The sequence below is a fragment of the Bradyrhizobium sp. CCGB12 genome (assembly GCF_024199845.1).
In the GTDB taxonomy this organism is placed as follows: domain Bacteria; phylum Pseudomonadota; class Alphaproteobacteria; order Rhizobiales; family Xanthobacteraceae; genus Bradyrhizobium.
The window spans coordinates 1280987-1302268 of the sequence record NZ_JANADO010000001.1 but is presented as its reverse complement, the minus strand read 5'-3'; the positions used below and the strand labels follow the sequence as shown (position 1 = coordinate 1302268).

Sequence of the window (21282 nt, the reverse complement as noted above, 5' to 3'; positions counted from 1 at the left end):
TTCCCGTATTGAGAGCCACCTTGGGCGATGCGACTTTTGATCCCTCACGGGAACGAAGGCGGCGCGGGTCCGGTCGAGACCATTGGCGGCATGGCCTCACCGGGACGACCGTACTAGGATCGCCCGAAAACAACGGATGAAGAGCGCCACTGAATGCGCCATCACCGGGAGGGATTTGTTTGGTGGCTACCAGTCTCGAAGTGCGCGGCGTGTCCTTGCGATTCGGTGGCGTCCGTGCGCTGACCGATGTCGGCTTCGCCATCAGGGAAGGCGAGCTGTTCTCGATCATCGGCCCCAACGGTGCCGGCAAGACCTCGATCGTGAACTGTATTTCCGGTCGCTACAAGCCGACCGAAGGCCAGCTCTTTTACCAGGGCCGCGACATTACCGGTTTGACGCCGAATGCCCGCGCCTCGCTCGGCATCGGCCGCACCTTCCAGAACCTTGCGTTGTTCCACCACATGAGCGTGCTCGACAACATCATGGTCGGCCGCCATCACCTCTTGAAGAACAATTTCCTCACGGGCTCGCTGTACTGGCTCACCGGCGCGCGCAAGGAGGAGCTCGAGCACCGCCGCAAGGTCGAGGAGATCATCGACTTCCTCGATCTCCAGTCGGTGCGAAAAGCCACCGCCGGCACCCTCTCCTACGGCCTGCGCAAGCGCGTGGAGCTCGCCCGCGCCATGGCGCTGGAGCCGCGCCTCATCCTCCTCGACGAGCCGATGGCCGGCATGAACTTCGAGGAGAAGGAGGATATGGCCCGCTACATCGTCGACCTCAACGAGGAATTCGGGATGACGGTGGTGATGATCGAGCACGACATGGGCGTGGTGATGGACATCTCCCATCGTGTCATGGTGCTGGATTTCGGCAAGAAGATCGCCGAGGGCGATCCCGCCGCCGTCCTCGCCGATCCCCATGTCAAGCGCGCCTACCTTGGTGAGGAAGACGAGGTGCTGGTCGATCCCGATGACGCCTCGCCGGCGCAGGAGAGCGCGGCATGATGGATTACGCAGGACGCGTCGCGCAGGCCGACACCTATCCCAAGATGCTCCGGCTCAACGCCAGGGAGCATGGCAACGAGATCGCGCTGCGCGAGAAGGATCTCGGGCTGTGGCGCCTGTTCACCTGGAACGACTACCAGACGCGGGTGCGCGACTTCGCGCTCAGCCTCGTCGAGCTCGGCCTTGGCCGCGACGACGTCATCGGCATCATCGGCGACAACCGGCCGGACTGGGTCGCAGCCGAGGTCGCGACCCATGCGATCGGTGGATTGAGCCTCGGCCTCTACCGCGACGTGCTGGACGAGGAAGCCTCCTATCTCCTCACCTATGGCGAGGCACAGCTCGTCTTCGCCGAGGACGAGGAGCAGGTCGACAAGCTGCTCGCGCTGGCCGAGCGCGTGCCGAAGCTGAAGCACATCATCTATTCCGATCCGCGCGGGATGCGGAAATATGACGATCCCAGGCTGATGTCGGCGGAGAAGTTCGCCGAGCTCGGCCGCGCGCGGGCTGCGCGGGAGCCGGAGCTTTACGACAAGCTGGTCGATGCCACCAAGGGAGAGGACGTCGCGATCCTCTGCACGACGTCAGGCACGACCTCTCACCCCAAGCTTGCGATGCTCGCCGCCGGTCGCGTGCTCGGCCATTGCGCGACCTATCTCGCCTTCGACCCCAAGGGGCCCGACGACGAATATGTCTCGGTGCTGCCGCTGCCTTGGATCATGGAGCAGGTCTATGTGCTCGGCAAAGGCCTCTTGTGCCGGATGAAGATCAACTTCGTCGAAGAGCCGGACACGATGATGAACGATCTGCGCGAGATCGCGCCGACCTTCGTGTTGTTCGCGCCGCGCGTCTGGGAATCGATCGCCGCCGACGTCCGTGCCAAGGTGATGGACGCCACGCCCTTGAAGCAGCGCATGTTCGATGTCGGCATGAAGTCCGGTCTGGCCGCACTCGCGCAGGGCAAGCGCTCGGGTCTTGCCGACGCGATCCTGTTCCGCGCCCTGCGCGACCGGCTCGGTTTTACGCGCCTGCGCTCGGCCGCGACCGGCGGCGCGGCGCTCGGCCCTGATACCTTCAAGTTCTTCCAGGCCATGGGCGTGCCGCTGCGCACGCTCTACGGCCAGACCGAGCTCCTGGGCGCCTACACGCTGCATCCCGAGGGCAAGGTCGACCCTGATACGACCGGCGTGCCGTTGGCCGACAGCGTCGAGATCCGGATCGACAATGCCGACGTCCACGGCGTCGGCGAGATCGTGGTGCGGCACCCCAACATGTTCCTCGGCTATTACAAGAATCCCGAGGCCAGCGTTGCCGACATCAAGGACGGCTGGATGCTGTCGGGCGACGCCGGCTATTTCAACGACAACCAGCAACTCGTCGTCATCGACCGCATCAAGGATCTCGCCGAGACCTCGCGCGGCGAGCGCTTCTCGCCGCAATTCATCGAGAACAAGCTGAAATTCTCGCCCTACATCGCCGAGGCCGTGGTGCTGGGCGCCGGCCGCGACGCGCTCGCAGCGATGATCTGCATCCGCTACTCCATCATCTCGAAATGGGCGGAGAAGAACCGGCTCTCCTTCACCACCTACAGCGATCTCGCCTCGCGGCCCGAGGTCTACGCGCTGCTCCACAAAGAGGTCGAGACCGTCAACGCCACGCTGCCGCCGGCGCAGCGCATCTCGCGCTTCCTCCTGCTGTACAAGGAGCTCGACGCCGACGACGGCGAGCTCACCCGCACCCGCAAAGTGCGCCGCGGCGTCATCAACGAGAAATACGCCGGGATCATCGACGCGATCTACCGCGGCGATGCCGACATCCCCGTCGACACCGTGATCCGCTTCCAGGACGGCACCACCCAGCGCGTCCGAACCACGCTGCGCGTGGTGGATCTGGGCGAGCACGGGCACTTGGCGGAGGCGGCGGAGTGAATTTGCTTCCAACCCAGCGCGTGATGCTCGTCGATGCGCCCTCTCCCCTTGTGGGAGAGGGCATCTCCCTAGCCAACCACTCCCTCACTCGGGTGAGGGGTCTTCTCTCGGCACCGTCACTGTGGAGACAACCCCTCACCCGTCTTCGCTTCGCGAAGCCACCCTCTCCCACAAGGGGAGAGGGAAAGAGCGCGCCGGACTTGTCAGCGAGCACCACTGCATGAACACCGCCTTCCTCTTCCAGCTCCTGGTCAACGGCCTCGTGGTCGGCACGCTCTATGGCGTGGTCGCGATGTCGTTCGTGCTGATCTACAAGGCGACGCAGGTCGTCAACTTCGCGCAAGGTGAGTTGCTGCTCGTCGGCGCCTGGGTGTGCTGGGCGCTGCTGGCAAAATACCAGGTGCCGTTCTGGATCGGCATGCCGATCACCCTGGTGTTCATGTTCGTGTTCGGCATCGCGGTGCAGGTCCTGATCCTGCGGCCGATGATCGGCGAACCCATCATCTCGGTAATCATGGTCACGATCGGCCTCTCCACCGTGCTGCAGGCGACGCTGAAGTGGATGTTCGGCGTCAACCCGCAACCGTTCCCGCGCGTGTTCGAGAGCCAGTCGGTCAGTCTGCTCGGCCTTCAGATCCAGACCGTCTATGTCATGAGCCTCGTCGTCTCGGTCGCCATGATGATCGGCATGGCCTGGTTCTTTCGCGCCTCCAAATATGGTCTTGCGATGCGCGCCACCGCGTTCAATCAGCAGGTCGCGCAGTCGCTCGGCATTTCCGTCAAGAGCGTATTCGCGATGGCGTGGGCGATCTCGGCAACGGTCTCCGCGGTCGCAGGTGTCGTTGTCGCGGTCGTGAACGGCGTGTCCTCGGGCCTTGCCGCCTACGGCATCAAAGTGTTTCCGGCGGCGATCCTCGGCGGGCTCGATTCCGTCGGTGGCGCCGTGCTCGGCGGCATCATCATTGGGCTACTCGAAAACGTCGCGCAATATGTCGACAGCGAGTACCTGCACTGGGGCAATCTCTACGAGATTGCGCCGTTCTACGTCCTCATCATCGTGCTGATGATCAAGCCCTACGGCCTGTTCGGCACCCACGACATCGAGCGGATCTGATCCATGGCCGGCCCTGCCCTCATCCCCGCTGGTGATTTCCGCACAACCTACGCGGCCGACACCACGATCTTCCCGACCACGACCAGCCGCAATTTTGCGATCGCGGGCGTGCTGCTGCTGTGCCTCGCGCCGCAATTCTTCAGCGGCTACTGGCTCAGCATCCTAATCCAGATCGGCATCTTCTCGATCGCGGCGCTCGGCCTCAACATCCTGGTCGGCTTCACCGGCCAGATCTCGATCGGGCACGCCGCGTTCTTCCTGCTCGGCGCTTTCACGTCGGCCTATATCTCCAACAACGCGCCGATCCCGGTGTTCTTCGCGATCCCGCTCGCGGGCGTCGTCACCGCGCTGGTCGGGCTGATCTTCGGCATTCCGGCGGCGCGGCTGAAGGGACTCTACCTCGTCATCGCGACGCTTGCCGCGCAGTACATCCTGCTCGACTTCTTCTCCCGCGCCGAATGGTTCTCGGGCGGATCAGTACCGGCGAGCGCAAATCCGTTCTCGATCTTCGGCTACACGCTGCGCGGCGACAGGCAGTATTTCTACGTCGTGCTGGCCTATGTGCTGGCGAGCTATATCCTCGTCACCAATCTGATGCGTACGCGCGACGGCCGTGCGCTGGTGGCGATCCGCGACCATTATCTCTCCGCGGAGATCATGGGCATCAACCTCACCAAGTACCGCACGCTGTCGTTCGGCCTCGCCGCCTTCTTCGCCGGCATCGCAGGGGCGCTCTATGCGCATTACCAGCTCGTCGTCTCGCAGGAAGGTTTCGGCATCGAACGCTCGATCCTGTTCCTGGCCATGATCATCATCGGCGGCACCGGCTCGATCATGGGCACGCTGATGGGCACCGCCTTCGTGGTGCTGCTGCCCGAGGCGATGGAATTCGTCAGCCACTATCTCAAGGGCGGCGCGATCGACAAGGCGCTCTCGCTCAACAACAACATCACGTTCCTGCGCGAGATCGCGATCGGCGTGATCATCATCGCGTTCCTGATGTTCGAGCCCGACGGCCTCGCGCATCGCTGGCGGCAGATCAAGGCGTATTGGAAACTCTACCCGTTCTCGCATTGAGCGCGGAAACTTCACTTAAACAATAACAGGAGGAACCGACCCATGACGATGAAGTCCCTTTTGAGCACCGCATCGCTCGCCCTCGTGATCGCCGCATTCTCGGCGGGCGCGCAGGCGCAGATCGCGATCGGGCATCTCGCCGACTATTCCGGCGGCACCTCCGACGTCGGCACGCCCTATGGGCAGGCGGTCGCGGACACGTTCGCCTGGGTCAACAAGAATGGCGGCGTCGGCGGCAAGCAGCTCAACGTCGACACCAACGATTACGGCTACCAGGTGCCGCGCGCCATCGCGCTCTACAAGAAGTGGTCGGCGCCGGACTCCAAGGTTGCCGCAATCATGGGCTGGGGCACCGCGGACACCGAGGCCCTGACCGGCTTCCTCGCCCAGGACAAGATTCCGGACATGTCCGGCTCCTACGCCGCCGCCCTCACCGATCCCGAAGGCGTCAGTGGCAAGGCCAAGCCCGCGCCCTACAATTTCTTCTACGGCCCGAGCTATTCGGATTCGCTGCGCGCGATGCTGATGTGGGCGGCCGAGGACTGGAAGGCCAAGGGCAAGTCCGGCAAGCCGAAATTCGTGCACATGGGCGCCAACCATCCCTATCCGAACGCGCCGAAGGCCGCCGGCGAAGCCATGGCGCAGGAGCTCGGCTTCGAGGTGCTGCCGCCGCTGGTGTTCGCGCTCGCCCCTGGCGACTACAGCGCGCAATGCCTGAGCCTGAAATCATCCGGCGCCAACTACGCCTATCTCGGCAACACCGCGGCCTCCAACATCTCGGTGATGAAGGCCTGCAAGACCGCCGGGGTCGAGATCCAGTTCCTCGGCAATGTCTGGGGCATGGACGAGAACGCCGCCAAGACGGCGGGCGACGCGGCGAACGGCGTGATCTTCCCGCTTCGCACCGCGGTGAGCTGGGGCGGCGATGCACCCGGCATGAAGACGGTGATGGAGATCTCGAAGATGTCCGACCCCACCGGCAAGGTCTATCGCCCGGTGCACTATATCGCGGCCGTCTGCTCGTCGCTCTACATGAAGGAGGCGCTCGACTGGGCCGCCAAGAACGGCGGCGCCACTGGCGAGAACGTCGCGAAAGGCTTCCATCAGAAGAAGGACTGGGTGCCGGCCGGGATGGAGGGCGTCTGCAATCCCTCGACCTGGACCGACAAGGACCACCGCGGCACGCTGAAGGTCGATCTCTATCGCACCAAGGTCTCGGGCGCGACCGACGGCGACCTCAACGACCTCATGGCCAAGGGCACCATCAAGCTCGAGAAGGTCAAGACGGTCGAGCTGCCGCGCAAGCCGGAACTGCTGGGCTGGTGAGGCAATCTCAGACGTCATGGCCGGGCGAAAGCGCGAAGCGCGTCTTCGCGCAGATGTCCCGGCCATCCACGTCTGACCACGCGGCACGATAAACGTGGATGCCCGGGACAAGCCCGGGCATGACGAAAGTAACGGATTGGCGACATACCCAATGACCGAAACCATCGAAGCAACCCGTCCCTCGCCCAGCATCGTGCCCCCCGCCGCCCTCCTCAGTGTGCACAACATCGAGGTGGTCTATGACGACGTCATCCTGGTGCTGCGCGGCCTCAGCCTCGACGTGCCCAAGGGCGCGATCGTGGCGCTGTTGGGGGCCAACGGCGCCGGCAAGTCGACGACGCTGAAGGCGATCTCGGGGCTGCTCAAGACCGAGGACGGCGAGGTTACGCGCGGCGAGATCCTGTTCGAGGGCGACCGCATCAACGGCATCGATCCCGACAAGATCGTGCGCCGCGGCATCTTCCAGGTGATGGAAGGCCGGCGCATCGTCGCCGACATGACCTCGCTGGAGAACCTCAGGCTCGGCGCGTTCACCCGCCGGGATCGCGAGGTCGATGCCGATCTGGACATGGTGTTCAATTACTTCCCGCGCCTGAAGGAGCGCACCGGCCTTGCCGGCTATCTCTCGGGCGGCGAGCAGCAGATGCTTGCGATCGGCCGCGCGCTGATGGCGCGTCCGAAGATGATCTTGATGGACGAGCCGTCCATGGGTCTGTCGCCGCTGCTGGTGAAAGAGGTGTTCTCGATCATCCAGAAGATCAATCGCGACCTCGGCGTCACCATCCTGCTGGTCGAGCAGAACGCGCGCGCCGCACTGTCGGTGGCGAGCCACGGCTATATCATGGAGCAAGGCAAGGTCGTGCTCGACGGCACCGCCGACGAGCTACGCGACAATGAGGACGTCAAGGAATTCTACCTCGGCGGCGCAGGCGACCAGCGCAAGAGCTTCAAGAACCTCAAGAGCTTCAAGCGGCGCAAGCGTTGGCTGTGATCCACAGCGAGCCTAACCCAGCACCTGCTCCGCTTCCGTGACTGCGCAGAGAACATGATAGAACGACGACGCAGGAATGGTGTCGACCAGCGATTTGCCGTCGCGGTCGAACTGATCGTACCAGCAGCCCTTCACGGGGTGGCTGAGATAGTGCCGTTCCAGCCGCACCAGCGCTGCGCGCGCTTGATCCGCCGCGCCGGCCTCGCCGGACTCGGCCTGCGCGATCCACGCCTTTGCGATCTCGGTCTGCGGCCACAGCCGACGCGTGCTGCGACGGATGTTGCCGGCGTCATCGCCCTCGTCGATCAGACAGCCCGTGGCCTCGTCGCGATAGCGCAGCGAGGTCGCCAGCAGTTCGGCGCGCCGCTGCCCGGTCGGGCATCCCGTGATGCGTTCAAATCCCTTCAGGAGCCAGACCCATTCCGCCTGGTGACCGGGCTCGACGCTGACCGGCTCGATCTTCGACCAGTCCTCCTCAAAATACTCGCTGAGCACGCACTTCCGCTTGTCGTAGAGATTGGCGAGAAACAGCGCGAAGAATTCGCCAGCGCGGTTCTGGAACGACAGATCCTGAGTCGCCTCGAAGCACGCGATCATCGCCTCGAACAAATGCATATGCGGGTTCTGCCGGCGCGGCAGCGAGACCGGAAGGCCTTCGTGGACGCCACCATGCGGCGAACGCAGATGACCGTCGACAAAGGCGAGCAGCGCGTCGATCTCGGCGCGGACCTGCGCATCCTGGTCGAGCGCGTAGACGCTCGCGAGGGCAAACAGGATAAAGGCGTGGTCATAGGCATCGCGGCGGCCGTCCAGCACGGACCCCTCCGGCGTCAGCCGGTGCACGTAGCCGGGGCGACCGTCCGGCGCTTTGGCTTTGGCCAGCAGATGCTCCAGCCCCTTCAGCGCGATGGCGCGCCCCGCGGGGTACCAGCCCATCTGTGCGGCCTTGGCATAGCACCAGATCTGGCGCGCCTGCACAAACACGCGCCGGGGCGCGGCGGCGTCCGCCCCGCCGTCACGGTGCAGCCGGTCGATGAAACCGCCCGCGCCGTGATCCCAGCCGATGGTCGACCACAGCGGCAGCGCCTCGTCGATCATGCGACGCTTCAGGCGCACGACGACATCGGTCGCCCCATCCGCCGCAATGCTTCCCTCGTCCGCCATCGGGTCCTCTCTAGGCCTCGCCAATGGCCGTCTGATACCGATGCCGGCGGCGGCGCGCAACGGACCATGCCAACCCGGAAAGATCAGCCATGACCGCCCATTACGACGCTCTCGAGACGCGCGACCAGGGCGCGCGCGAGGCAGAGCTGTTTTCCCGCCTTCCGGAGGTGCTGCGCGGCGCCATGGCCGCTCCAGCCTATGCCGAGCGGCTGCGGGGGCTCGACCCGGCCTCAGTGAGGTCTAGAGAGGCGCTGGCGGGCCTGCCGGTGCTGCGCAAATCGGAATTGCCGGCCCTGCACAAGGCCTCCGCGCCCTTCGGCGGCTTTGTGGCGGCCGCGCCCGGGTCGTTCGCCCGCCTCTTCACCTCGCCTGGGCCCATTTTCGAGCCGGAGGGACGCCAGGCCGATCCCTGGCGCGGCGCTCGGGCGCTGTTCGCAGCCGGATTCCGCCCCGACGACATCGTGCTCAACACCTTCAGCTATCACCTCACCCCGGGCGGCTTCATCTTCGATGCATCGGCACGCGCGCTTGGTTGCGCCGTGATCCCGGCCGGCCCCGGCAATGCCGAACAGCAATTCGAGCTGATCGAGGCTTACCGGCCGGTCGGCTACAGCGGCACACCGGATTTCCTGAAGATCCTGCTCGACGCTGCCGCGAGCTCGGGGCGCGATGTCTCCTCGATCAAGCGCGCGCTGGTCTCGGGCGCGGCGTTCCCGCCCTCGCTTCAGGCCGAGATCAAGGCGCGCGGCATCGACGCCTACCAGGCCTTCGGCACCGCCGATCTCGGCCTGATCGCCTTCGAGACCGAAGCCCGCGATGGCATGGTCGTGAACGAGGACCTGATCATGGAGATCGTCAAGCCCGGCACCGGCGATCCCGTGGCGCCGGGTGACGTCGGCGAGATCGTCGTCACCTCGCTCGACCCGCATCATCCCTGGATCCGGCTCGCTCTCGGCGACCTCACCGCGGCGCTGCCCGGCACGAGCCCGTGCGGGCGGACCAACATGCGCATCAAGGGCTGGATGGGCCGCGCCGACCAGACCACCAAGGTCAAGGGCATGTTCATCCGGCCCGAGCAGATCGCCGAGATCGGCAAGCGCCATTCATCACTCGGAAGACTACGCCTCGTCGTCACGCGCCAAGGCGAGACCGACGGAATGACGCTGAGAGCGGAAACGACGGCCGCGAGCGATGCGCTACGCGAAGAGATCGCCGGCACCTTGCGCGCCGTGACGAAGCTCGGCGGCAATGTCGAGCTGGTCAGCCCCGGCGTGCTGCCGAATGACGGCAAAGTGATCGCGGACGAGCGGTAGTCTCAGCTCGACTTCGAGAGCCGATAATTGCCGAGATACAGCACGTCCAGACCGGAGCAGAAATACGTATGCAACGCCTCCAGCGGGGCATTCACCGTCGGCTGCTCGTTGATGTTGAGGCTGGTGTTGATCAGCACCGGCAGTGAGCTGGCTTTCGCGAACTCGCCGATCAGACGGCTGTAGAGCGGATTGCTGTCTGCATGGACGCTCTGGATGCGCGCGGTGTTGTCGACGTGGACCACCGCGGGCATGGTCTCGGCGACCTTCTCGTTGACCGGGAACGTCACCACCATGAACGGCGCGTCGAACGTGTCCTCGAAGTACTCGGCCTGGCGCTCGTACAACACTGACGGGCAGAACGGACGGAATTCTTCGCGATATTTGATCGTGAGGTTGATGCGGTCCTTCATGCCAGCATGGCGCGGATCGGCCAGGATCGAGCGGTTGCCGAGCGCGCGCGGACCGTACTCCATCCGTCCCTGGAACCAGCCCACGGTCTTCTGATCCGTCAGGTCGGCGACGCAGCGCGACACGGGATCGTCGAGCAGCTCGAACCGCGCGCCGATCTTGTCCAGCGTCTCCCGGATCGTGTCGTTGGAATATTCCGGCCCCCAGTAGGCGTGGGTCAGCGGCGCGATCGCGTGGCCCGCCTCCGCGCATTTCATCATCGCAGCGCCGAGCGCCACGCCCGCATCGTGCGGGACCGGCGGCACATAGAGACGCTTCACCGACGGTTCGGCCGCGATCTCCATGTTCATCTTGCAGTTCAGCCCAACGCCGCCCGCGATGCAGACATCGCCGCAGCCTGTCTCGGCGATCGCGGAACGGATCACCTCGGTGGTGACGATCTCGAGCTGCTTCTGGCCGCTCGCGGCAATGTTGGTCAGGCGCTGGTCGAGCGGCTGGCTACGTAGCCGCCGCGGGCCCAGGATCTCCTCCATCTTCTCGGTGAAGATGCGCTCCTGCCGCGTCGAGAAATCGCTGGTATAAATGTCCGCGTCGCGCCTGCGCTTGTCGAGCGCGGGATCGAGTTCGTAATTGATCCCATTCGGCCTCAGGAGCTTGGCGAACTTGTCGAGATAGTCCGGGGTGCCATAGGAGGACAGGCCCATGACCTTGTACTCGTCATTGGTCATCTGATAGCCGAGATACTGGGTCAGCATCCCGTAATAGAGCCCGAGACTGTTGTGGCGGGCGAACCGCGTCAGCACGCGGAAATCGTTGCCGCGCGCATGCGCGACGAGACCGGAGCTGGAATCGCCCGAAAAGTCGAAGCAGGCCACGGTTGCTTCCGAAAAACCGGAGCCGTAGAACGAGCTCGCGGCATGACAGAGATGATGGTCGTAGAGCTCGATCTTCGGGCTGTGGCCGAATTGATATTTGAAATATTCAGTGAGGCGCTGCGCGTAGTTCGTGTAGGTCTTCAGCGGCGAGCAGATCCAGTCGACTTCACGCATGGTGATGCCGGCCTGCTTCAGGCAGAATCCGATCGCACCACGCGGCAGCTCGCCGCGCGCATGTTTCGCCAGCGTGAAACGCTCCTCTTCGGCGGCGGCGATCAATTCGCCGTCGCGCAGCAACACCGCCGCACCGTCGTGGTGCCCGTGCTTTATCCCTGAGCTGATTCCGATCACATACATGTCGTGTAGACCCCTTGCGGAGCCTTCTATAGAAACGGCAGCCAATGTAAATCGGGGCGGTCAAGTCAACGTGCTTGACAGCGGCAATTTTGGCGCAGCCCCAGCTCCGAGGAACCTTGCATCGCCCATGCGGCTCCCGTATTACCGACGTGGCGTGGCCCCAATAACGGCCCAGAATCGGCCTTTCCCGGACCTCAAACGTGCTTGAACGAACGCTGATCACCGAGACCGAAGCGACCTGCGAAGCCTTTCGGCGCCTCGCCCGGACATGCTCAGCATCTCGAGCCGGCTGTCTTTTGGTGCTTCGGCCGGGGACAAAATGATCGCTGATCTCACGAACACGTCCCTTGTCAGGCAGGGTATCGCAGCGGTCGTTCCGCTTCGTGGCGGATCGAAGTCCATTCCGGGCAAGAACATCAGACCCTTCTGCGGCAAGCCTCTCTGCGAATGGACGCTGAGGGCCCTTCTCGGTTGTGACTTGATTTCGCGGATCTTTGTCTCCACGGATAGCGATGAGATTGCGGCCGTGGCCAGATCAATCGATGCCAGAATCCTGATCCATCCGCGCCCTGCTCATCTGGCCACAGACAGTGCGACCACGGAAGCGGCGCTCGTCGACCTCATCGCCGCCTGCGGCATCGATGAAAAATACCTCGTCACCGCGCAGGCGACGAGTCCGCAAACAACCACCACGGACATCTCGGCGGCGATCAACCATCTTCTCGAATCGGGGGCCGACTCGCTGGTGACCTGTGTAAGGACCCGGCGGTTCTTCTGGAATGACAATGGAACGCCGATAAATTACGATCCGGCAAAACGCCCGCTGCGCCAGCAATGGAACGGCACTCTCATGGAGAACGGCGCCTTCTATATCTCGCTTGTCCAGCAAATCAGAAGCGGCAACGCCCGCCTTCACGGCAAGATTACGATCCACGAGATGGATGAAAGCTCGAGTATCGAGCTCGACGAAATGTCCGATTGGGAAGCAGCCGAGGCAGCGTTCCGCGGGAACATCGCAACATGATCATCGATAGAGATCTTCAAAGCTATCTGATCCACGAAGACGCCTCCATTCAGGAGGCGGCGAGCAAGGTTGCGGCAAACCGTCGTGAAATCGTCTTCTGTGTCGATGGCGGCGGGCGGCTGCTCGGCAGCCTGTCGAATGGCGATATCATTCGCTGGATCGGCGCCGGCGCTTCCGCCGGCGTGGCGGCGGCAGTGGGCGACCTCTGCAACCGTCGCGTCCGCAGCGCCGTCTCGGGTGACCGGGAAACCGCAAATCGGCTGCTCAGAGAGGTGCTCTACGTTCCACTGGTCGACGCCGAACGGCATGTCGTCGGCGTCGCCCGGCAACGGCACCCCGGCGAAGGCATCAAGATCGGTAGCCGCATCATCGCGGAGGAAAATCGGACTTTCCTGATCTCGGAGATCGGAAACAATCATAATGGCAGCCTCGAAGCTGCCTTCGGATTGATCAAGGCATCCGCGGAGGCCGGTGCCGATGCCGCCAAGTTTCAGATGCGCGACATGACTGGTCTGTACGGAAAGCGCACCAAGAGCCAGAGTGAGGACCTCGGCACCGAATACGTGCTGGATCTTCTGGACCGGTTTCAGCTCAGCGACGAGGATCTCTACCGCTGCTTTGACTATACGTCATCGCTGGGGATGGAGCCCCTGTGCACGGCGTTTGACATCAACAGCGCCGACAAGTGCCGAGCCTACGGGTTGAAGGCCATCAAGACCGCATCCGCGGACCTGACCAACCACGAATTGCTGCAGTACATCGTTGACCAGCGTATTCCCACAATCTGCTCGACCGGAATGTCGACGGAAGACGAGATCCGCGAAACGGTGAAACTGTTCCAGACATCCGGAGCCGAGTACGTCATGCTCCATTGCAATTCGACATATCCGGCGCCGTTCCGCGACATCAATTTGAGATACATGCAGCGACTGCAGGAACTCTGCGAGAGCGTCGTAGGATATTCCGGACATGAACGCGACGTCTTCGTTTCCGTCGCAGCCGTCGCGATGGGCGCCCGCCTGATCGAGAAACATTTCACGCTTGACCGCGAACAGGAAGGCAACGACCACAAGGTTAGCCTGCTACCGCATGAGTTCAAACGCATGGCCGAAGGTGTGCGCCAGGTCGAGGACTCCCTGGGCACCGCCCTACCTCGAATTCTGAGCCAGGGGGAAAAAGCCAATCGCATCAGCCTCGGCAAATCGATCTTTGCGGTCGACACGATCGAGGCCGGAGCGACGATCCAGCGCGAGGCGCTGGAAATTCGCAGCCCCGGCCAGGGCCTTTCTCCCAACCGCATCAACGAGGTGATCGGCCAGAAGGCGCGGCGCACGATCCCTGCGCAGACCCCGCTGTATCCATCCGACATTTCGGAGCTCAATCCGATCAGCGGAGACAGCGCGAAACCGGGGTTCCGTCGTCCATGGGGTATCCCCGTGCGCCATCGCGACGCCAAAAAACTGATCGAGGCGATCAATCCCGACTTTGTCGAATTTCACCTCAGCTACCGTGATCTTGGCATCGTCGACGCCGATTTTCTGGGCGAGCGCTATGAGTGCGGGCTGATCGTGCATGCACCGGAACTTTTCGAAGGTGATCATGTCCTCGATCTTACGACGCCCGACGAGGCTTATCGCAGGCGTTCAATCCAGGAAATGCAACGCGTCATCGCCAAGACAAAAGCGCTGGCGCAACGCTTCAGAAAGAACGGCCCCACGGGCATCATCTGCAATGTGGGCGGCTTTTCATCGGTGCGTTTCTTGACAGCGGAAGAGAGGGCCGCCCGTGAGGTTCAGCTCCGGTCAAGCGTGCGGGATCTCACGGATCCGGAGGTCGAGATCTGGCCGCAGACCATGCCGCCCTATCCCTGGCACTTCGGGGGGCAGCGTTACCACAACCTTTTCGTGTCCAGCAGCGACATCTTGCGCAGCTGTCAGGAGCTGGGCATGAAGATCTGCTTCGATACCTCTCACTCCCAGCTTGCATGCACCGAGAACGGCTGGTCCTTCGACGAGTTCATGGAGACGATCGGGCCATTCGTCGCCCACGTGCATATGGCGGATGCACGCGGTGTCGATGGAGAAGGGCTTCAGATCGGGGAAGGTGAGATCGATTTCGGAAACGTCTTTCGTGTGCTCAACAACAAGGCGCCGCGCGCGTCGTTCATTCCTGAAATATGGCAGGGACATGAAAACGACGGAGAGGGTTTTCGGATAGCGCTGCACCGCCTTGCGCATTTCGAGCAGCGTTGAAGCTGCAACCAGTCCTAGGGGGCCGGTTTGAACTCGTAATAACTTGCATAGCTCCAGAGATCACCGAACTTGAGGCCTTTGTTGGTGATGAACCCTGCGAGCGCGATGTATCCTTTTCCCCTTCGGACGCATCTCAGTCCGGCGCGGTTGAGCAGAGAAGTCATGACAGCCGATGGAAACAGCGAAATATGGCCGAATTCGCCGGGCTTCTCGGTGCGATACCTGAAGCTGTTACCCGTCATCAGCCAGGAAAACCTCTGAAACATATTGGCGCAATTGGGTATGGTGACATAAATAGAACCGGAGTCAGTCAACATTTGGCGCATGGAGCGAAGGACTTTCGCCGGCCTTTCGAGGTGCTCCAGCGTGTCGAGGCAAACGATGATATCGAACTTGGAGTCGATCTCGCGTTCGAGAACCTGGTCGTTCAGATCAAGCTGCCTGTAGGAAGACAATACGCCCGGGACCACCGCGGCGGGATCCGTCCAGTCGACACCGTGAATTTCACTGAAGCCGGATGACCTCATGAGCTTGGCCAACAGCCCAGTGCCGCACCCAACGTCAAGTACCCTGCTGCCGAGAGATGGCTTGGCCTCCAACAAGAAGTCAACCAGATCCTGATGGCGTCGATACTGGGGCAAGTTCTCCTTGCTGCCATCAGATGTCTTGATTCGACTGATCATGTCGCCCGTTTGTTCAAACACCTGGTAACTTCAACTGTTGAACCATATTGCCGCAATTCGCAAGAGTAGAATAGTCAGCGAATCACACTACCGGCGAGGACGAAGGGTCGCTACACGCAATATTTTTCACCCCATGGCACGATCATCCTCTCTCACGAACGCGAGCTAGTTTCGGCCTGCCGTGCCCATACCGGAATTACACTCGCGAGCCTTCACCTTAAGCGCTCAAACGACAACAAACGGATGCCCCTAGGAATAGAGCATTCGCGCCGGCCCACATGAACCTGATCGGTATTCCAACATTGCCACGATCTATGCTCTGCTATACAGGCCACGATGCCGGCGCGATCCACCGCGACCAGAGGGCGCAGCGCGAAACGACCGACGCCGTCGCACCCGCTCAGCCGGGGGACAGCTGAGATGCGCTGGCAAGCGAAGGCGCGCGCGTTCGCGGTGTTGTCGAACATCCCGTTTGGAGACGACCTGCACTATGCCCTGCAACGCTACGTCACACGGCGGTTGCCGCGCCCGGAAAAGCAGGTCAGATCGATTTACGGCTTCGCGCAGCGGTTGGTTGGCATCTACGCCGAATACGGCAGTCGACCAATCCAAGACTCGACGTTCTTCGAGTTCGGCGCGGGGCGCGACCTGATCGTTCCACTGGCGTTCAGCGCCCACGGCGCCAAGCGGTTCATCACCGTCGACATCGAACGACTGGCCAAGCTGGACTTGGTCCGTTCGAACGCAGCTGTCATTTCCCGGGCGAGCGGTGCCAACCGCCCCGACATCAATTCCCTGGAAGACCTCGAACAGTCGTGGAGGATCGAATATCGCGCACCAGCCGATGCCCGGACGACGGGCCTGCCGGCCGGTTCGATCGACTGCGCGGTCTCCGTCGAAACGCTCGAGCACATTCCCAAGAGCGACATCGCGGCAATCTTGAAGGAGCTGCGGCGCATCATTCGTCCTGACGGATTGGTCCTCATGCAGATCGACTACGGTGATCACTTCAAAGGCTTCGATCCGTCGATCAGCTCGTTCAACTTCCTGACTTACTCCGAGGAGGACTGGGCACCGTTCCAGTCGCGCTTCCAATACGTCAATCGTTTGCGCCACAGCGAATATCTGGAGCTGTTTCGAGAGGCCGGGTTTGAGCTGCTCAGCGACCAGCCCGACCGCCGGCCAGCGGAGCGGCATATCCTGGAACGATTGGCACCATGCTTCAAAGGCTTCTCCGAAGAGGACCTGTTCACGCTCGGCTCCCTCATCGTCGGCCGCCCGGCCACCCCATCGAAAGGGAATTGAAGCTGCTCGGCCGTCCCGAGCCGGGGAGATCGCGCGATGTGGGCGATCGGCGCGCTTCTGCCGGCTCTGGTGCTCGAGGCTCGCCTTGCCCGTTCCGGGATACTGCTGCTGCCTTGGGTGCTGTTTCCGATGAAAAAAAATCCGGCTCCGGCCGCGGGTTCCCGCGGCTCGGGCGCAGCCGCGACCGAAGCCCCCGCGATCCCGACCACGGACAAACAACCGCAGATAGAAACCGATCCTTCTACGCCTTGCCACGGAGGTTAAGTCTCGGTAAGAGACCGGGAAAATGGGCCTTGGGTCGACAGGATGAGCATGACGATAAATGGCGCCGGGACGACCGCGGCGGATGCATCCAGCGGCCGGAAATTGCGGAATTTTGTCGGCCGGTTTCTGATTCCCCGGTCGCCCGTCCTGCTGTCGCCCTGGCGCTATGTCACGCTGCTGCCGCCGGTTTTCGCACTGCGGTTCCATGCGAGGCGGTTCTTCTGGCGGCTTACCGGGCACGGCCTGAAGCAACTGGTCAGGGGGGAAGGCGTCGAGAGCAGCTTCGTCGCCGAGAAGGTGCTGCCCTACAATCTCGGCAACATCAACATCATCAACCGCGGACGGACCGAGCGCGTCATCGCCCTGCTCCGCTCGATTCGCGGCCTCAAGCTCGGCGCGCTGGACACGCTGGTCGTCGGCCCGCGCAATGAGGCCGAGCTCATGCTGCTGTCCTCCTACGGCTTCGCCGCCTCGAAGCTGACGGCGATCGACCTGTTCTCCTACGCTCCGACGGTGCGTCTGATGGACATGCACGATCTGAAGTTCGGCGACGACCAGTTCGACGCCGTCTACAGCGCGTTCGTCATCACCTACAGCGATGACATTCCGAAGGCAGTGGCCGAGACGATCCGCATCGCAAAGGACGGCGCACTGATCATCTTCGCCTACGAGCACCTCTCCAAGGGCGCGGGCAACCTCTTCGGCAAGAACAATCTTGCCAATGGTCCCGACGATCTGCTCGAAATCTTCGGCGACAAGGCCGGCCACGTCTACTGGAAAGAGGACTTCGAGAGCGAGGGGCGCTTCACGTCCTCGGTGGTATTTCGCATCAACAAGCGCGCCAGCGTCGCTAAATAGCTGTTTGGGGGAGATTGGGACATGCCATCGCTTCGCAAGATCGCTTCGAGGGCGCGCATGCAGACCCGCGTCGCGATGTTCGGCAATAATCACTCGTTCGGCGTCAACCTGCGATATGCGGCCTACGCCAACAACGCGCGGCGGAACTGGAAGCCGTTCGCAAAGGCCACGCCCGAACAGCTTGCCACGGCGGAGCGCTTCAAGCGGGAGGGCTTCGCGGCATTGCCGCCGCCCGCCAAGATGACACCCGAACGGCTCCGAACGATCAAGGAAACGGTCGACCGCAAGTTCGCCGAGCAGAACAACGGCTTCGTAGTCAACTACGGCATGAACCGCATGGTCGACGGCCTCGAGCTCATTCCGGAGATCATCGACTTCATCGACGACGATCTGGAGACCGCTGTCGAGAACTACTACGGCAGCCACTTCAAGCTCTTTGCGGTCTCGTTCTATCGGACCATGCCCACGCCGGATAAGCCGGATTCGAGCTTCCTGTGGCATCTCGACAACTGCCCAAGGCAGGAAATCAAGCTGATGGTCTACCTCGACGACGTCGTCGCCGAGACCGGCGCGCTCAGCGTCAAGGACAAGCCCTTCAGCGACGGACTACGCAAGGAGGGCTTCTTCGACCGCCGCCGGATCAGCCAGTTCGTCAACCGGCTCGACGACAATGGCTCGACCAGGGTGCTTGAAGGCCCCGTCGGCACGCGTCTCTTGTTCGAGAACGGTGGATGCATTCACAAGGCGACCTCGCCCAAGCGCGACCACCGCGACGTCGTGACCTTCGTCTTGATCCCATCGGACATGCATTGGCGCCCGCACTTTGCGCGGAACCGCAATCTGCTAAGCACGAACGCGGGCATCTGCATTGATCCGTTCCGGGATCGGCCTGAGCATGTCGGATATCAGTTCTAGGATTCACACAGCGCGCACGGGAACGGGGGGCGGCGCCGAGCAACGCGCTGCTCGGACGATTCCCCTTTCATGTTGAGACAGGCCGCCATCCTCGTCGGAGGGCTGGGCACCCGGCTAGGTGAGCGCACCAGGCTGGTTCCGAAGCCGATGCTCGACGTCGGCGGGCGGCCGTTTCTCGACACGCTGATCGACGAGCTCGTACGCTATGACGTGTTCGATGAGATACTCCTGCTCGCAGGACACAAGGCCGAGATCGTCGAGACCCATTATGGCAATGCGACCAGGGGCCGGGCGAAGATCCTCGTATCGCGCGAGATCGAGCCGCTCGGCACCGGCGGGGCGCTCGTGCATGCGCGCGACCTGCTGCACGACCGTTTCCTGCTGCTCAATGGTGACTCGCTGTTCGACTTCAACATGCTCGACTTGATCGCGCGGGCCGATGACGGCCGCGTTCATATGGCGCTGCGCGACGGCGTCGTCGGCGATCGGTACGGCCGCGTCGTGCTCGAAGGCGACGTGGTGCGTGACTTCATCGCCCCTGGCGCGGGCGCCACGGGACCGGTCAATGCCGGCATCTACGTCGTCGACAAATCCATTCTCGCCGACATCGCGAAGCTTCCCGCCTCGCTCGAGCAGGACGTGTTCCCCGGCCTTGCCGCGTCGGGGGCGCTGCGGGGCACGGCCTATCGCGGCTACTTCATCGACATTGGCATTCCAGACGATTTCGCGCGCGCCGATCGTGAATTGCGGGAGAAGCTGCGGCGGCCGGCCGTGTTCTTCGATCGCGACGGCGTCCTCAACCACGATTCAGGATACACGTTCGAAACGCACAAGCTCGAATGGATCGATGGCGCCCGCGAGGCCGTGAAAGCCGTCAACGACGCCGGCTATTTTGCCTTCGTCATCACCAACCAGTCCGGCGTCGCGCGCGGCTACTACGAAGAGCACCACGTCGTCACCCTGCATCGCTGGATGGCGGACCAGATGGCGCCGATCGGCGCGCATATCGACGCGTTCGAATACTGCCCTGATCATCCCGACGGCACGGTCGCGCGCTATTGCCGTACGAGCGACCGACGCAAGCCGGCGCCCGGCATGATCACCGACCTTCTCGGGCGCTTTCCCGTCGACATGACGCGCAGCATGGTGATCGGCGACAAGGAAACCGACATGGAGGCGGCGCAGGCGGCCGGCGTGGCCGGCCATCTGTTTTCGGGCGGGAATCTGGAAGCATTCGTGAAGCAACGCCTGATACCGGCCAGGACCGCCTAGAGGTGCCCAAAAGCGCTGCCTCCCCCGGGCATTTGGCGGATGCCGAACGGTGCTCTGTTGCACGCGGCGGCTAGTGTGCTATAGCGCCATCTTGTTGCGAATACTGGCTTAATCGCCTTTTGGGGTCCGGCATGGAAGATCTGAGGGACGCCCGCGTCCTCGTCACCGGCAGCGATGGCTTCATCGGCTCGCATGTCGTCGAGGAACTGGTGAAGGCCGGCGCCCGCGTCAAGGCGGTCGTCTACTACAACTCCTTCAGCTCCTGGGGCTGGCTCGACACGGTCTCGCCCGGCGTGATGACGTCCGTCGAGGTTGTTGCCGGCGACATCCGCGATCCCCATTTCATGATCCAGGCCGCGAGCGGCTGCACCGACGTGCTGCATCTGGCGGCGCTGATCGCGATCCCGTTCTCCTATGTTGCGCCGGATTCCTATGTCGAGACCAACGTTCGCGGCACCGTGAACGTGCTCCAGGCCGCGCGCATGGCCGGCGTGCGCCGCTTCGTGCAGACGTCGACCAGCGAGGTCTACGGCACGGCGCAGAGCGTTCCGATCAAGGAAAGCCATCCGCTGGTCGGACAGTCGCCCTACTCAGCCTCGAAGATCGCCTCCGATCAGATGGCGCTGTCGTTCCAGGCTTCGTTCGACATGCCGGTCGTGGTGATCCGCCCGTTCAACACCTTCGGTCCGCGGCAATCGGCGCGCGCGGTGATCCCGACGATCATCAGCCAGATCGCGACCGGCAAGCGGAAGATCCGCCTCGGCGCCGTCAGCCCGACCCGGGATTTCTCCTTCGTCACCGACACTGCACGCGGCCTGATCGCGGGCCTCACGGCGCCTGCGGAACAGGTCGTCGGTCAGACCATCAATCTCGGCAGCGGTTTTGAGATCTCGGTCGGCGCGACCGCACAGATGATCGCCGACGTCATGGGAACGCCGATCGAAATCGAGACCGACGAGGCGCGCCTGCGCCCCGCCAACAGCGAGGTCGAGCGGCTCTGGGCCGACAATTCCAAGGCACGCCAGCAACTCGGCTGGAGCCCCGAATTCGGCGGTGTCGACGGCATGCGCCGCGGCATGGTCAAGACGGTCAACTGGTTCACCAATCCCACAAATCTCAACCGCTACAAGGCTGACGTCTACAATGTCTGAG

At 62.9% G+C, this 21282-nt stretch carries 18 protein-coding genes; 15 read left to right on the top strand and 3 right to left on the bottom strand.

What is annotated here, in order from left to right:
- Nucleotides 1–182 precede the first annotated feature (182 nt).
- The 6 genes from NLM27_RS06065 to NLM27_RS06040 all read left to right on the top strand — a co-directional run bounded on the left by NLM27_RS06065 (nucleotide 183) and on the right by NLM27_RS06040 (nucleotide 7440).
- Complete coding sequence (locus NLM27_RS06065) at nucleotides 183–1004, top strand: ABC transporter ATP-binding protein (protein ID WP_008555160.1); 822 nt, start codon at nucleotides 183–185, stop codon at nucleotides 1002–1004.
- On the top strand, nucleotides 1001–2932 hold the full coding sequence (locus NLM27_RS06060) for a long-chain fatty acid--CoA ligase (RefSeq protein WP_254142486.1): 1932 nt from the start codon (nucleotides 1001–1003) through the stop codon (nucleotides 2930–2932). Before NLM27_RS06065 ends, NLM27_RS06060 begins: the two co-directional genes overlap by 4 nt.
- A gap of 220 nt (nucleotides 2933–3152) precedes the next feature.
- Entirely contained in the window at nucleotides 3153–4046 is an 894-nt protein-coding gene (locus NLM27_RS06055) for a branched-chain amino acid ABC transporter permease (RefSeq protein ID WP_254142485.1), read from the top strand.
- Nucleotides 4047–4049: 3 nt separating this feature from the next.
- A complete protein-coding gene (locus NLM27_RS06050; RefSeq protein ID WP_254142484.1) occupies nucleotides 4050–5123 on the top strand; it encodes a branched-chain amino acid ABC transporter permease in 1074 nt (357 codons plus the stop codon).
- Between the two features lie 42 nt (nucleotides 5124–5165).
- Entirely contained in the window at nucleotides 5166–6449 is a 1284-nt protein-coding gene (locus tag NLM27_RS06045; RefSeq protein ID WP_254142483.1) for an ABC transporter substrate-binding protein, read from the top strand.
- Between the two features lie 151 nt (nucleotides 6450–6600).
- Nucleotides 6601–7440, top strand: a complete 840-nt coding sequence (locus NLM27_RS06040; RefSeq protein WP_254142482.1) for an ABC transporter ATP-binding protein — start codon at nucleotides 6601–6603, stop codon at nucleotides 7438–7440.
- Nucleotides 7441–7452: 12 nt separating this feature from the next.
- Here NLM27_RS06040 and NLM27_RS06035 read toward each other — a convergent pair whose 3' ends face one another.
- Nucleotides 7453–8604, bottom strand: a complete 1152-nt coding sequence (locus NLM27_RS06035) for an AGE family epimerase/isomerase (protein ID WP_254142481.1) — start codon at nucleotides 8602–8604, stop codon at nucleotides 7453–7455.
- A gap of 89 nt (nucleotides 8605–8693) precedes the next feature.
- Here NLM27_RS06035 and NLM27_RS06030 point away from each other — a divergent pair, with 89 nt between their 5' ends.
- Nucleotides 8694–9917 carry a phenylacetate--CoA ligase family protein gene (locus NLM27_RS06030; protein ID WP_254142480.1) on the top strand — a complete coding sequence of 408 codons (1224 nt, stop codon included), beginning with the start codon at nucleotides 8694–8696 and terminating at the stop codon, nucleotides 9915–9917.
- A 2-nt stretch (nucleotides 9918–9919) separates the two neighbouring features.
- Here the strand turns inward: NLM27_RS06030 and NLM27_RS06025 are convergent, their stop codons facing one another.
- Nucleotides 9920–11557: a carbamoyltransferase C-terminal domain-containing protein gene (locus NLM27_RS06025; protein WP_254142479.1), complete on the bottom strand. Its 1638-nt coding sequence runs from the start codon at nucleotides 11555–11557 to the stop codon at nucleotides 9920–9922.
- Nucleotides 11558–11876: 319 nt separating this feature from the next.
- On the opposite strand from NLM27_RS06025, the gene NLM27_RS06020 reads away from it, so the two are divergent.
- Nucleotides 11877–12581, top strand: coding sequence for a cytidylyltransferase domain-containing protein (locus tag NLM27_RS06020; RefSeq protein WP_254142478.1), 705 nt, complete (start codon nucleotides 11877–11879; stop codon nucleotides 12579–12581).
- Complete coding sequence (locus NLM27_RS06015; protein ID WP_254142477.1) at nucleotides 12578–14833, top strand: N-acetylneuraminate synthase family protein; 2256 nt, start codon at nucleotides 12578–12580, stop codon at nucleotides 14831–14833. Before NLM27_RS06020 ends, NLM27_RS06015 begins: the two co-directional genes overlap by 4 nt.
- Before the next feature lie 14 nt (nucleotides 14834–14847).
- Here the strand turns inward: NLM27_RS06015 and NLM27_RS06010 are convergent, their stop codons facing one another.
- Nucleotides 14848–15537 carry a methyltransferase domain-containing protein gene (locus NLM27_RS06010; RefSeq protein WP_254142476.1) on the bottom strand — a complete coding sequence of 230 codons (690 nt, stop codon included), beginning with the start codon at nucleotides 15535–15537 and terminating at the stop codon, nucleotides 14848–14850.
- A gap of 399 nt (nucleotides 15538–15936) precedes the next feature.
- Here NLM27_RS06010 and NLM27_RS06005 point away from each other — a divergent pair, with 399 nt between their 5' ends.
- The 6 genes from NLM27_RS06005 (at nucleotide 15937) to NLM27_RS05980 (ending at nucleotide 21281) form a co-directional block, all read left to right on the top strand.
- Nucleotides 15937–16821 carry a class I SAM-dependent methyltransferase gene (locus NLM27_RS06005; RefSeq protein ID WP_254142475.1) on the top strand — a complete coding sequence of 295 codons (885 nt, stop codon included), beginning with the start codon at nucleotides 15937–15939 and terminating at the stop codon, nucleotides 16819–16821.
- A 36-nt stretch (nucleotides 16822–16857) separates the two neighbouring features.
- Complete coding sequence (locus tag NLM27_RS06000; RefSeq protein ID WP_254142474.1) at nucleotides 16858–17085, top strand: hypothetical protein; 228 nt, start codon at nucleotides 16858–16860, stop codon at nucleotides 17083–17085.
- Between the two features lie 42 nt (nucleotides 17086–17127).
- Nucleotides 17128–17943 carry a class I SAM-dependent methyltransferase gene (locus NLM27_RS05995; RefSeq protein WP_254142473.1) on the top strand — a complete coding sequence of 272 codons (816 nt, stop codon included), beginning with the start codon at nucleotides 17128–17130 and terminating at the stop codon, nucleotides 17941–17943.
- A 21-nt stretch (nucleotides 17944–17964) separates the two neighbouring features.
- On the top strand, nucleotides 17965–18858 hold the full coding sequence (locus NLM27_RS05990; protein ID WP_254142472.1) for a hypothetical protein: 894 nt from the start codon (nucleotides 17965–17967) through the stop codon (nucleotides 18856–18858).
- Between the two features lie 69 nt (nucleotides 18859–18927).
- On the top strand, nucleotides 18928–20130 hold the full coding sequence (locus NLM27_RS05985) for an HAD-IIIA family hydrolase (RefSeq protein ID WP_254142471.1): 1203 nt from the start codon (nucleotides 18928–18930) through the stop codon (nucleotides 20128–20130).
- 131 nt (nucleotides 20131–20261) lie between these two features.
- Nucleotides 20262–21281 carry an NAD-dependent 4,6-dehydratase LegB gene (locus NLM27_RS05980; RefSeq protein WP_254142470.1) on the top strand — a complete coding sequence of 340 codons (1020 nt, stop codon included), beginning with the start codon at nucleotides 20262–20264 and terminating at the stop codon, nucleotides 21279–21281.
- The last annotated feature ends 1 nt before the right edge of the window (nucleotide 21282 follow it).